We start from the raw sequence: 12,424 nt of genomic DNA on the forward strand, positions 1-12,424 counted from the left end.
GACGGCCTTGGCCTCGGCGGCCTCCGCGGCCGCCTGCGCGGCCGCCGCGCGCAGGGCGGCGAGCTCGGTCGGGGACTGTGCGGCGTCGTCGGCCATGCTCGGATCGTAGGGGTGGCACCGCGCGGGCGCAGCCGGGCCGGGATGCGCGACGGCCCGCGCGCGCCGTAAGGTGGCGCGGCCATGACCGACCACCGCGTGCACGTCGTCACCGACTCGACGGCGTCCCTCCCGCCCGTCCCCGACGAGCGGCTCCGCTCCGTCCCGCTGCACGTGATCGTCGACGACGTGTCCTCCCTCGAAGGGGTGGGCCTCACCGCCCAGGACGTGGCGGCGCACCTCGAGGCCGGTCGTCGGGTCACGACCTCGCAGCCGACGCCGCGCGCCTTCGCCGAGGCGTACGCCGCGGCCGCCGCGGCGGGGGCGCGGGAGATCGTCTCCGTCCACCTCTCGGGCGAGCTGTCGGGCACGGTGCACGCGGCCGCGATCGCGGCGGCGGACGCACCGGTCCCGGTCCGGGTCGTGGACTCCCGGACCGTCGCGATGGGGCTGGGCTTCGCGGCGCAGGCCGCCGCCCGGGCCGCGGCGGCGGGGGAGAGCACGGACGTCGTCGCGCGGCGCGCGATCGAGGTCGCCGACGCGAGCCGCGCCGTGTTCCTCGTCGACTCGCTCGACCATCTCCGCCGCGGTGGCCGCCTCAGCGCGGCGTCGGCGGCGCTGGGGACGGTGCTCGGCGTGCGGCCGCTGCTGGCCGTCCGGGACGGGAAGATCGAGGTCGTGCAGAAGGTCCGGACCAAGGCCGCGGCGGTCGAGCGCCTGACGACGGTCGCGGTCGAGTCCGCCGCACGCCGCACGCGGCCGGCGCTCGCGGTCCACCACGTCGGGGACGACGCCGGCGCGCACCGGCTCGCGTCCGAGCTGACCGCTCGCACCGGCCTGGACGTCGTGGTGACCCCGGTGAGCGCCGTGCTCGGGGCGCACGTCGGACCGGGAGTGCTGGCGGTCGTCGTCGCGGAGCTCGCGGACCGCGGTTCCGGCGTCGGGGGCCGCTCGGCCGCGCACTGAGTCCCGTCGCTCCGGCCTGCTGCGGGAGCGCCTCGTTGGTCCTGGCCGTGCACAGGACCGCTCGCGGACGGTCTCGTCCACAGGGCCGCCCGGCGCCCGGTCCCCGCCCTGCCCGACCTCCGTACGGTGCGCGACGTGAGCACCCCACGACCCGAGCCGCGTCAGCACGCCCGTCCCGCCCGTGACCCCGTCCGGGAGGGAGCGGTCGTCCGGCAGCGTCTGCGCGCCGTGACCGGGACCGGGCGACCAGCGCTCGCGTGGCACCCGGCGACCACGACCCTTCCGCAGGTCGGACCACTGGGCGACCCGGAAGCCGCGCCCGACGTCGGTCCGTGGCCGGGCGGTCCGGGGACGCCGGCGCTCTACCCCGTGGGCGATGGCGCGGCACCCGCGTCCAGCGGAGAGGCGCCCGGAGGCTGGGGAGAGTCTCCCGTGCCCGACGAGGGTGATCGCCGCGGACGCGTTCGTGCGCGGGGGTCGGACGACACTGCCGCGGGTTGGCTCCCGCCCCGCCCCGACGTGGACGAGAGCAAGGGCGTGGACCGCGCGGGAGAAGCCGGGACGGACGACGCCGGGACGGAGGATTCCGGGCTCGCCGGTCGCGCGAGTCCGGGCGACGTGGCGGTCGACCGCCTGCGGTCCCGCGCGGCGCGGACCGCGGCGACGGCGTACACCGCGACGTACGGGCACCCCACGTCGCACGCGGGGTTCGCCGGGCTCGGCGAGGAGGGGCGCCGCCGGTGGGCGCTGCGGCCACGGACGGCGGTGGTCGCGCTGGTCGTCGTGCTCCTCCTCGCGGCCGGGGTCGTGCTGCTGAGGTCCCCGGCCGGAGGGGTCACTGCGGTCGCGCCGATCGACGCGACGCCGGCCGGCGGTCCGGCGACGGAGCCGGACGGGGAGTCCGCGGCGCTGGCGGGCGCCGACGCGACGACCGGCGGCGGGACCGCGGAGCGTGCAGCAGCGGGAGGAGGGGGAGAGAGCGCCGAGTCCGGGGCCGAGGGCGCGCCGTCGGGCGGCGTGGTCGTGCACGTCGTGGGCCAGGTCGCTGCTCCCGGCCTCGTGACCGTCGCCGCCGACGCACGCGTCGCGGACGCGCTCGAGGCGGCCGGCGGGGCGACCGCCGAGGCCGACCTCGCCGCCCTGAACCTCGCCCGGACGGTGACGGACGGCGAGCAGATCGTCGTCCCACGACCCGGCGAGGCGGTGCCCGCCGCCGGACCGGCAGCGCCCGCGGCCGGGACCACCGCGGGCGGAGCGGTGGACCTCAACGCGGCCGACGCGACGGCGCTCGACGCGCTGCCCGGGATCGGGCCCGTGCTCGCCGAGCGCATCGTCGCGTGGCGGGACGAGAACGGTCCGTTCACGACGGTCGACGAGCTCGGCGAGGTGAGCGGGATCGGGCCCGCCGTGCTCGCGGACGTGCGCGACCTCGTCCGCGTGTGACCGACCTGCGGCTCGTCCCGGCGGCGCTCGCGGCCTGGGGGGCGGCGTTCCTCGCGGTCGGCGCTGCGCCGACCCTGGTCCTGCGCGGTGCGTCGATCACCGTCGTGCTGCTGGGCGTCGTGCTCGGCGGAGTGCTGCTCGGCGCGCGACATGCCCGCCGCGGGACGCCGGCGGGCACGGGACCCGCCATCTCCCCGGGCGCCGCCCGCGTGCCGTCGGGGCCGGGAGTCCGACGACCTCCGTCGGGCCCGGGCCGGCCCGTCCGGTCGGGCCTGACCGCGCGCGTGCTGGGACAGGTCGCCCTGGTGGCCGCGTGCGTGGTGGCGGTGCTCCTGTCCACGGGCGCGCAGCTCGCCGACCGGCAGGCGCTCGCCGACCTGGCCGGCCAGGGTGCGACGGCGACGGTGACCGCGACCGTGCGCTCCGCCGTCGTGCCGCGGTCGAACCCGTGGTCGGGCGCCACCGACCGCCACGAGGTACGCGTCTTCCTGCGCGACCTCACCGCGCGCGGCGTGACGACCGCCGCGGCGGGCACCGTCGTCGTCACCGGGACGGGCGACGGCTGGGAGGAGCTCCCGTACGGGGCGTCCGTCGTGGCGACGGGCCGGCTCGCGGTCCAGGGCGACCGGACGATGCTCCGGACGGAGGGCCCGCCGCGGGTCGTCGAGCCACCGGGCGCGTTCCTGCGCGGCGTGCACGCGATGCGTCGCGGGCTCCTCGACGCGACCGCGGGCCTGAGCCCGCAGGCGCGCGGGCTCGTCCCGGGTGTGGCGGTCGGTGACACCTCGCGGCTCGACCCCGTGCTCGACGACGCGATGCGGACGACGTCGGTGAAATTCATGAACTACCACCTCTGGGTGTACATGCCTAGCACCGCTAGATATGGTTATCAACGTCAGGATAATCCGACACTCAACCCAGGAGGACACCATGGCCACCAAGCCCGCCCGCAAGACCGAGACCGTCGTCGAGTTCAACCGCGTCGCCGTCCCCGCCAAGACCGTCGCGCCCAACCCGTTCCAGCACGTGATCGACTACCTCAACGGCCACGTGGACGACGCCGAGGGAGCGGTCGAGTTCAACCACGACCGCCCGGGCTACGCGCTCGGCAAGATCCGCTCCGGCTCCGCGGACGGCGTCAGCTTCCGCGCCAAGATCGACGGCCGCACCGTCACCATCTGGGCGCAGACCCGCCGCCCGCGCGTCGCCAAGGAGGCGAAGTGATGGCGACGTTCACCGTGACCCTGCCGCTCCTCACGGACGCTGCGCAGTCGTTCGCGGAGGACATCGGCGTCGACCGCTTCGGAGTCGTCGTCGCCTCATGGACCGAGGGCGCCTCATCACTCCTCGCGGAGGTCGACGCCTCATCACAGGAGGACGCCGACGCCTGGGCCGCCTACGTGTCACGCGGAGACCGAGTGCACGAGTGACCCTCTAAGACGCAGAAGGACCCCGGCGCGGGTATCGCCGGGGTCCTTCTTGTTGCGTGACTCTACTGCCACGAGGAGTGCCTCCTGTCCGCCCTAAGCGAACGCGCGTTCGAGAACTACAACTGTGCAACTTGGTCCGGGACACTGAATGTGACGCGGCCAACACGGGCGGCGTCTTGACACAAAGGAGCCACCATGGCCAAGGGCGACGTGCACACGTCGTACGACGACGAGCGGGGTCAGTGGGTCAACCGGCGCGAGGGTGCTAGCCGCATCTCGAGCGCCCACGACCGCGCGGACGACGCGAGCGCTCGGGGGCAGGACCTCGCGCGCAGTACCGGTTCGGAGTGGGTCAAGCACCGGAAGGACAACGGGCAGATTCACGACCGCAACAGCTACGGCGACGACCCGTTCCCTCCGAGGGGCTGACAGGTCGTCCTGCTGCCTGAGACTCAGCAGGACGACCCGACTAGCGCGACCGTAGCGCACGAAGAGCCGCCGTTCCTGGATTCACCCGGGAGCGGCGGCTCTTGCCGTACTCCGGATCGGTACGCTCACCGCATGTTTCCGCCCATCCCCAATCCCCTCACGATCGTGGTCGAGTCTGCGGCGTCCGAGCCCTCGTGGTGGCAGACCTGGGGTCCGACCCTCGTGCCGCTGCTCGTCTCACTCGTCGCGCTTGGCGGTGTCATCTATGCGCAGCGGAAGACCGGCAAGAACATGATCGTCGCTGAGCGGGAGCGTGCGCGTCTGGCCGAGATCGCGGAAGACAAGCGGGCAGCTCTGGCGATCGAGGCCGAGAATGTCCGAGCAAAGGCGGCGCTTGACGCTGAGAACGCTCGTCACGCAAATGCGATTCGGCAGGCGACGCACGCGCACGTTGTCGACAACATCCGTGACTTGTACTTGGAAATCGAGGCCGCGCGTCACGAACTCTCTCGAGCCTGTTGGTTCATTACAAACATGACGAAGGACAACGCGCTGGACTGGCTCAACATGACACCGGGCGGAGTCGAACGGCTCGATGAGGCGATGAACGCCTTCAGCAAGGTGGACGATCGGGCTTCGCTATTTGGCAGCAATGAAGTGTCGTTCCTCACATCGAAAATCTTCGGAACTGCGTTCGGTCTGTCTATGGACCTCGGCGAGATCAAGCACCTGAGCGAAGCGGACGATGTTGATGAAGCGCAAATTACAAAATTGGTTGCCCGCGCTCGAAGGCTTCAGCAAGAGTGCAGAGAATTGCTCCAGCAAATGAGGAGCGAAATGCACGTATCAACTAACGCCACTGCCGCCACCACCTGATCGCCTGCCAGAGGAACCAGCCCGCGACGAACCCGCCGACCGCGAACATCGTCCAGACGACGATCACTTGTCCGCCTCGGCCTCTTCCGCCATCTTCCGCGCGGCCCACTCGTTGACCGGCGCGGCAGCCTCGATGTGCTCCGCGAGGACACGCTCGATGCGGTCGGTCTGGTCACGAAGCGTCGAGCCGCCGTTGTTCTTGAACTGCTTGCGGACCTCTTCGGTCTTGCGCGTGTTAGCGGCCAAGGCGTTGATGATGTCCTTGCCGAACTTCCACAGCAGGACGAAGATGCCCGCGAGGACGACGAGGAACAGCGCGGGCCACGACGTTCCCACCGCCTCGACAAGCTTGATCAGGCTGTCGACGTCCATCACACACTCCCGGACGGGTTCGGGTTGAGGACGGCGCGCATTGTTCCGTTCACCTGGAAGGTCACGGACTCGACGCTGAGCATGCGGTCTTCACCAAGCGCGTTGAGGCGGACCCACTGGCGAGCCGCGAGCGGGTAGTGCGCGATGGCCTCGACCTCGTAGAGCCGGCTCTGGGTCATCACGCGGTCCAGCAACTCGCTGGCCTCTGCCGCGCCTGCGAGTGTCACGGCGGTTGAGTCGCTGTAGTTGAGGTATTCGGTGCGTCGGCCGATCTCTGTGGGGGCTCGTGGTCCGGTGAGGGACGACGTGGTGACACCGTCGGAGTAGCGGACGACGACCATGTTCGTGAGGTTCGAGGAGTCGAACTGCGCGGACATCGCGAGGATCGTGGCGTCGGTGATCTGGTGGTCCTCTGACCCCGTTGCCGGAGGAGTGAGCGTGGTCGCGCTGTCCACGTAGGTGATGGCGCCCGCGCGCGAGCCGTAGATGATTCGACCTGCGGAGCGTGCGGCGTCGGTGAGGAAGCCGGATGCGCTCTGTCCGGTCTTCCACTCGAGCGCGCGGTTGGTGCCCGTGCTCCCGACACGCGTGATGCCCCAGATGGTCAGGTCCAGGTTGCTCAGCACGTTGGTCGTGATCGTCGCGAGCGATGCACCCTTCACGTATGTCTGGGGGTCCTCGCTGGTGGAGTAGCGCGGGTAGTCCAGGAGGATGTCCAGGGACGCGACGTCGACGGTTACCTCTCGTTGCACGTAGTCGATGCTTGCCTTGTATGCGACGAACTTGAACGTCGTGGACGCCGCGGAGTCCGGTGTTGTGCTTGTCGGGCCACCTGCCGAGAGGGTGAGCACGAGGACGCGTGGGATCGAGAAGTCCCACGAGGTCGTGACGCCGTTGTACGGGGTGACGACCTGTCCCTGCGATGTGGGTGCCCAGTCCGAGTTCTCCGTGATGTTGAAGTGCAGCACGTCGAGGTCGCGGATGAACGTTCCGCTAGGTGAGTAGAGCGCCGCTGAGGCTGTACGCCAGTGGTCCTTGGAGTAGTCGACCGCCATCAGGCAACCTCGACCCACTCAAGGGTGACCTCGCGGTACTCCTTCGCGAATCCGGGCACGTGCGAGACGCTGATCGAGCGGACGTGCATCGCGCGCGAGCGAGCCGGGTTGTCCGTGTCCTCGAAGTACACGGCGGAGGATCGCGTGATCGACTGCAAGCGGTTCACGCCGTCCTGGAACATGATCGCCTTGAGCGTCCCGGACGGCGGCGTGTAGCGGACGGCGCCCGGAGCGAGGACGACGACCGGGCTCGTCGCGCCGAGCGGTAGGAGCTCGTACCCGCGAGTCGTCTTGTCCTCGTCGTACTGCGTGACCGCGAGCGGGACGTTGAGCGCGGCCGGCTCGATGGTCGGCTGCGCGACGGACAGCGAAGCTCCGCGCGAACCGGTCCACCACGAGCCTGTCGCGCCGGTCGCCGGAGGTGTGTCACCGCTGAACGCTCGCGTCGTGCTGCCCGCACTAGAGGGGAAGGTGCTCGCGTACTCGACCTGGACTCCGCCGATCTCTAGCCAGCCGCCAGCGGGCAGCGGTGTCGAGCCGGGCACGGTGACGTAGAACATCACGCCGTCAAAGTCGGTCGGCGCGGTTCGGCTGAAGGTGCGCTGCGTGAAGCCCGTGCCGAAGTTGGTGGAAGCCTGCGCCGACAACGCGACGGGCTCTCCGGCCTTGGTCAGGTAGACGCTCGTGGTGGCGTTGCGTGCATCGCTCGCGCGCTGTGAGAACGCGAACCAGATGACGTCTCCGGCCTTGCCGTTGATCACGCCCTGGACCATGTAGCCGACGCCGTAGTCACCCGTGCCGGGTGTCGTCCAAGTGCGGCGAACTGTTCGCAGCCCACCCGTACCTGCGCTGTACGACGGTGTCGTGTTCACGACGCCGCCCGTGCCTGCGCCGTAGAAGTAGCCCGCATCACCGACCGTCGCGTCAGGAGCCGGGTTCGTCGCGTAGTTGACGCGCACGCGCGGTGCGGTCAGAGATAGGAATCGTTGAGACATCAAACAGCCCTCGGTGCGCCCACTGCGGAGCGGTAGTAGATCGTCGGGGGACGGACGCGGCGCGCGGCCGAGTCGATGGCCTCCTGAAGACCAGCGACCGCTGCCTTTGCGGCGATGACCGCCTCACGCCTGCGCGCGACGTTGTTCAGCTGCTCCTCGGCGGTCTGCGTGTGAGCGTTGGCCGTCGTGTCGACTTCCTTCGGGATCAGCCCGAGTGAGGTCGCGTACGACTCGGCCTGCTCACGAGTCATGCCGAGTTGCTGTGCGGCCGCGATCAGGCGCTCGCGTCCCTGGTTGATGACCGCGTTGGCCTGCTCCTGAGAGCCGCCGGCCTCGGTGATCGAGTCCGCGTACTGGAGCGCGCCCTCGGAGATGTCACCGAGCGCACGCAGGTTCTCGCGTCCCGCGGCGGTGTTCTTGTCCCAGCCCGCCTCGGCGTTCTCCTGCAACTTCGCCGTCGTCTCGTCGAGCGTGTCGAGGAAGTCGAGTTCGGAGTCGATCATTCCGCGGTTGAGTTCCGCGGCCTCCTCCATCGCGGCGTTGCGCTCCTGCATCGCGTCACGCTGCTTGATGACCTCGACAGTCACGCCCTCTTCAGCGGCGCGCATGTCGTAGGCGACGTCCTCGGCCTCCTGGCGCTTCTCGATCTCCTTCTCGAGTTCGCTGATCGCGTTCTTGCGCGCCTGGTACTCATCGTTGATCGCAACGGTGTTCGCCTGGTGGCCCTCGGGAACGAGTTCACGATTGACCTCCTTCAGGCGCTCGACGTACTCCTCAAGCGTCGACGTGTCACCCTCGGAGAACGCGTTGTAGAGGTCCCCGAGCGAGACGCCGGTTCCCTCAAGCGCGACGTTGAGGTTGTCGAGGTTCGTGATCGCGTCGTCCTGCCAGAACTCCCACGCCTGCTTCGTGTCCTCAATCGCGACAAGCCACTCATCGAACTTGGCGACGAGGTCCATCTCCGCGAGACGACCACCCGCCTCCTTGAACTCAAGCGCGAGGTCGCCCGTCTCCTCCTTGAGTTCGTTGATCTTGTCGGCGGCCTCCTGCAACTTGGTCATCGCCAGACCGAGACCCATCGCCGCGATGAGTCCGCCCGCCGCACCGGCCGGACCAAACCCGGCGAACGCCTCGGAAAGGATCTCTTGGGCCGAGTCCGCGATGCCCTCAAGCGAGCCGTCGAACGACGACGCCGCTTCCTCGGCCGACTGACGCGCGGAGTCCTTGAACTCGTCCGCGCCCTCCTTCGCCCGGTTGAAACCGTCCTTCGCTGACTTGCCGATCTTGTCTCCGGCGTTGTCCGCGTTCTTCTCGACGTTGTCGAACGCGTCCTTGAACTTCCGCTCAAGGTCGCGCGCAGAGTCCTGCGCGTCGTCCACCTTCTCGGTGAACTTGTTGTCGATGTCGCGACCGGCGTCCTTGGCCGCGTCTGCGACGTCCTCGAACGACTTGTCGACGTCGCCCAGGTCCGCCTTCTCAAGCTTCTCTAGTTCGTCACCGAGAATTTCGAGAGAGTCGGCCGCCTCGTCGGAGCCCTTCTTAAAATTCCTTGTGTCAAAGTCAATAGCGAACTTGAAACCACCGGCCACGTCAGGCTCCCTTCTTCAGTGCTTCGAATACGAGTCGGATTGCGTTCTGCGACCAGAGCGCGAAGATGCGCGGCGCGGTCGCCGCTACGGCGGGGTACAGGACACGCCCGCCCTTGGTCTTCTGCGGGAGTTGCCGCTTGGTCTTGCGGATCACCTGGTGGCGCTTGCCCTTGGGTGACGTGCGTGAGTAAGCGACGCGCTCGTGGCGGTTGGCTCCGAACTCGAACGCGCGCCACGACTCGGAGGGCACCAGGCCACCTGAGAGCGCGCGGGAGGACGTGGCGGCTGCGAGATACGGACGCGCGCCCGTCGCGACTCTGGCGCCCTTCTGGAGGACTCTGGCGTCCATCGGGTGACCCGACCGCTCAGCGACCTCGCCCTGCCATATCTCGTTCAGGACCCCGCGCGCCTGAGCGTTGATGTCCTTGCGCAGGTCCGCGTCGACGCGACGGAGCGCGTACGACGCGGCGCGCGCCTCACGAATCCCGTCGACGCGGACCCGGCTCATCAGGAGATGACCGGCTTACCGTTCACGCCGAGCGTGACCGAGGTCGTCGCGTAGGCGTTGACCGTGCCGCCGATGGCACCCGGCGCGGCAACCAGCTTCGCCGTGACCGTCGTCGTCCCAGCGGAGCGAGGCTTGAAGACCACGCTCAGTTCCGCACCCTCGTTGTTGAAGAGGTACTTGCTGAGAGAATCCGTGGTCTCCCAATCCTGAACGTAATTGATGACGCACGTCCACGTGGCGGTCGAGACGTCGGTGTGAGTGTTCGAGCCGAGGCCCGTCCACGTCACGGATGACGTGGTCGGCGTGAAGGTGACCGCGTCGATGTGCTTCTTGAAGTCCGGGCTGGTGCCGGAAGGTGCGCCCGAGAGTGACGAGATGAAAGTCACGTCCTTGAGTACGAGCGGCTTAACGTCGATGACTGGCATTACTCTGTTTCCTTCTTAAGCGGAAGAGTGAGTGAGATTTCGTAGCCGTGGACCTTGTCTCCGAAGACGGAGCGGGTTGCGGTCCCGGTAATTGAGGGGAGGCCGTCCAACGCGGCGAGGAGGTCAAAGACCGTGTCGTCTAGGGCGTCCTCGGCTCGCTTGTAGTCCTCGTAAGGAACGACGAGCGAGAGCGTCAGGCCGACCTGGAAGAGGCCGACCGTCAGACCCCACTCAATGGAGTTCTGGGTGACGTAGACGGTCGGCGCCGTGATCGCAGCCGCGTTCGCAGGTGCGTAGTCCTCAACCTTCAGGTCCGTGTTCTCGCGGAGGAACGCGACAACCTCAGTGCGGGCGCTCATGAACGCGCTCCGAAGTAGAACGAGCCCGGACGCTTCGGACGAAGAAGGTCCTTGACGGTCCAGTCCATCGGGAAGACCGTGACGGTGAATCCGTCCGGGCCCACCTGATCGGCGTCACCGGCCTTGCCGGAGCGCCACAGCGCACGGGCCTGCATGACCTGCGCCATGAGATGGCGCTCCTCGAGTTCTGGACCCTCGTAGTCGGCAGGGATTCCGACGAACGCCGCGCACTGCTGGACGGCGGCCACCAGGTAGGAGCCCAACTCAAACTCGTCCATGCGCGCGGCCTCGGGCCAGAGTCGATAGACGTACTCGAAGTCAGGGACCCACCCGATGAAGCCGTCGTCCGGGAACATCAGACCACCGAGACGATTCCGCGACCCGTGTAGAGCAGCGCGTAGTAGCCGTACAGTGCCTCGTCGATACCGGCGTGAGCGACGTCGAGAGCGTTCACGCGGATCGGGGAGCCTGGGAGCTCGAAGAGCGTCAGGGACTCACGAGCGCCGACGAGGACCTTGCCCTGAAGGGCAGCGGCCGAGGACGGTACGACCGTGAAGCCGAGCGAGTTGCCGGACTCCAGGCCGAACGCGCTGGACAGGTACTCGAAGACGTTGTCCTTCGGGGTGAGGAGCAGCGAGCGGTAGAGGTCCGAGCCGACGACCGCGAAGGTCGGAACGATGTCCTGGCCGAGCAGGTCGAGCGCACCGTCAACGATCTTGGTAGCGGTGGCGTTCATGCCCGCTGGAACGGTGCCGCCGGTCACGACCGTTGCCGAAGCGCTGATCTTGTTGAGGACCTTCGCGTCGATCTTGCGTGCGTAGTCGTCCGTTGCGTGGCGGAAGAACGACGAGATGAACGCCGACTCACCGAAGTCCACGAACTCGCGGTCAAGCTTCCAGCCACCCGCGAGGCGCTGAGCGTTGACCTCGACGGACTCCGTAGAGACGCCCGAGGTCGGGACCTCTGCCGGGAAGCCCGCGTAGTCGTCTACGGTCGGCGTCTCCACGAACTTCCAGCCGACTGCCTTGCGGCTCGTGAGGCTGGCGTGCGAGACGAGCGGAGCGAAGCGCTGCGAGAAGGAGCGTCCGTCCCAGAGTTCTCCGAGGAACTGCGGCTGCGTGATGTCGTCGTAGACGTCACCGATGCCGATGTTCTCAAGAGCAGCGGTCAGCTTGTTCTCCTGGCCGCTCTTGTGGTGGCTCGCAACGAGTTCTGCGAATCCCTTGATGTTGACCGGTGCGTCGGTCTTGTCCTGGTTGACGTTCTTCGACGCCACCAGGAGTTCCTGTGGTGCAACTGCGTTGTCCACGTTCACTTCCTGTTCTGTGTTGGTGTCGTCGGCGGACGCCTCAGACGTTGGTGCGGAAAGGGCCTCCGGGGTCACCGAAACGGGGTCGTTTTCAGACGCGGGATCGGGGTTACCGGAGGGGTCTAGGTCGCCGCAGTCGGATGCGACGAGTTGCGCGCTCGGGAAGGCGGGAGTCACGACGAATCCCGCTCCGGTGAGGTCACCCGCGAGCAGCGCGCCAGCGCGAATGACCGGGTTCTCGATCTCGACGGAGATGCCCGTTCGCAGGCCCTCTGCGATCTCGGCAAGAAGGTCGTTGCCCGCCGTGTTGGCGACGACGCGGACCGAGGCGGTGAGACCCTCCTCCGTCTCCTCGACCGATACGAAGCGTCCGACCGGACGAGTCGGGTCGTGCTCGAGGTTCGCCGTCAGAGTCGTGGCGTCCTCCGGCCAGGAGACCGAGCCGGCCGAGGCCGTGATCGCGCCCGCGGACGTCCGTCCGGTCTCTCCGAAGGGGAGCAACAGATAGCGCACTACTCTGCTATCCGCACTAGCGGTGATGAGTTGGCCCTGGGCCTTGAGAGTGGTCATGG

General features: G+C 68.5%; 15 protein-coding genes. 6 read left to right on the top strand and 9 right to left on the bottom strand.

What is annotated here, in order from left to right; all coding sequences use genetic code 11:
- Positions 1-180 precede the first annotated feature (180 nt).
- From FB00_RS10930 to FB00_RS10955, 6 genes are all read left to right on the top strand, one after another.
- Positions 181-1,062: a DegV family protein gene (locus FB00_RS10930; protein WP_047232961.1), complete on the top strand. Its 882-nt coding sequence runs from the start codon at positions 181-183 to the stop codon at positions 1,060-1,062.
- Between the two features lie 519 nt (positions 1,063-1,581).
- A complete protein-coding gene (locus FB00_RS22735; protein WP_231581807.1) occupies positions 1,582-2,505 on the top strand; it encodes a helix-hairpin-helix domain-containing protein in 924 nt (307 codons plus the stop codon).
- Positions 2,506-3,435: 930 nt separating this feature from the next.
- Positions 3,436-3,729 (top strand): hypothetical protein, encoded by a 294-nt coding sequence (locus FB00_RS10940; protein ID WP_047232962.1) that lies wholly within the window; start codon positions 3,436-3,438, stop codon positions 3,727-3,729.
- On the top strand, positions 3,729-3,935 hold the full coding sequence (locus tag FB00_RS10945) for a hypothetical protein (RefSeq protein ID WP_156186373.1): 207 nt from the start codon (positions 3,729-3,731) through the stop codon (positions 3,933-3,935). The genes FB00_RS10940 and FB00_RS10945 overlap by 1 nt, the downstream gene beginning before the upstream one ends.
- 195 nt (positions 3,936-4,130) lie before the next feature.
- Positions 4,131-4,364: a DUF2188 domain-containing protein gene (locus FB00_RS10950; protein WP_082141229.1), complete on the top strand. Its 234-nt coding sequence runs from the start codon at positions 4,131-4,133 to the stop codon at positions 4,362-4,364.
- A 132-nt stretch (positions 4,365-4,496) separates the two neighbouring features.
- A complete protein-coding gene (locus tag FB00_RS10955; RefSeq protein WP_047232964.1) occupies positions 4,497-5,240 on the top strand; it encodes a hypothetical protein in 744 nt (247 codons plus the stop codon).
- A gap of 63 nt (positions 5,241-5,303) precedes the next feature.
- Here FB00_RS10955 and FB00_RS10960 read toward each other — a convergent pair whose 3' ends face one another.
- Genes FB00_RS10960 through FB00_RS11000 form a run of 9 tightly spaced genes read right to left on the bottom strand, consistent with a single transcriptional unit; the run spans position 5,304 to position 12,422 of the window.
- On the bottom strand, positions 5,304-5,612 hold the full coding sequence (locus tag FB00_RS10960; RefSeq protein ID WP_047232965.1) for a hypothetical protein: 309 nt from the start codon (positions 5,610-5,612) through the stop codon (positions 5,304-5,306).
- Positions 5,612-6,667: a hypothetical protein gene (locus FB00_RS10965; RefSeq protein ID WP_047232966.1), complete on the bottom strand. Its 1,056-nt coding sequence runs from the start codon at positions 6,665-6,667 to the stop codon at positions 5,612-5,614. The genes FB00_RS10960 and FB00_RS10965 overlap by 1 nt, the downstream gene beginning before the upstream one ends.
- Positions 6,667-7,662 (bottom strand): hypothetical protein, encoded by a 996-nt coding sequence (locus FB00_RS10970; protein ID WP_197088797.1) that lies wholly within the window; start codon positions 7,660-7,662, stop codon positions 6,667-6,669. The genes FB00_RS10965 and FB00_RS10970 overlap by 1 nt, the downstream gene beginning before the upstream one ends.
- Positions 7,662-9,251, bottom strand: coding sequence for a hypothetical protein (locus tag FB00_RS10975; protein WP_047232968.1), 1,590 nt, complete (start codon positions 9,249-9,251; stop codon positions 7,662-7,664). The genes FB00_RS10970 and FB00_RS10975 overlap by 1 nt, the downstream gene beginning before the upstream one ends.
- A gap of 1 nt (position 9,252) precedes the next feature.
- Entirely contained in the window at positions 9,253-9,759 is a 507-nt protein-coding gene (locus tag FB00_RS10980) for a hypothetical protein (RefSeq protein ID WP_047232969.1), read from the bottom strand.
- Positions 9,759-10,184, bottom strand: coding sequence for a hypothetical protein (locus FB00_RS10985; protein ID WP_047232970.1), 426 nt, complete (start codon positions 10,182-10,184; stop codon positions 9,759-9,761). Before FB00_RS10985 ends, FB00_RS10980 begins: the two co-directional genes overlap by 1 nt.
- Positions 10,184-10,543, bottom strand: coding sequence for a hypothetical protein (locus FB00_RS10990; RefSeq protein ID WP_047232971.1), 360 nt, complete (start codon positions 10,541-10,543; stop codon positions 10,184-10,186). Before FB00_RS10990 ends, FB00_RS10985 begins: the two co-directional genes overlap by 1 nt.
- On the bottom strand, positions 10,540-10,899 hold the full coding sequence (locus tag FB00_RS10995; RefSeq protein WP_047232972.1) for a hypothetical protein: 360 nt from the start codon (positions 10,897-10,899) through the stop codon (positions 10,540-10,542). Before FB00_RS10995 ends, FB00_RS10990 begins: the two co-directional genes overlap by 4 nt.
- Positions 10,899-12,422 carry a hypothetical protein gene (locus FB00_RS11000; protein ID WP_047232973.1) on the bottom strand — a complete coding sequence of 508 codons (1,524 nt, stop codon included), beginning with the start codon at positions 12,420-12,422 and terminating at the stop codon, positions 10,899-10,901. The genes FB00_RS10995 and FB00_RS11000 overlap by 1 nt, the downstream gene beginning before the upstream one ends.
- Between the last annotated feature and the right edge of the window lie 2 nt (positions 12,423-12,424).

It is taken from the genome of Cellulosimicrobium funkei (genome assembly GCF_001019615.1).
Classification (GTDB): domain Bacteria; phylum Actinomycetota; class Actinomycetes; order Actinomycetales; family Cellulomonadaceae; genus Cellulosimicrobium; species Cellulosimicrobium cellulans_E.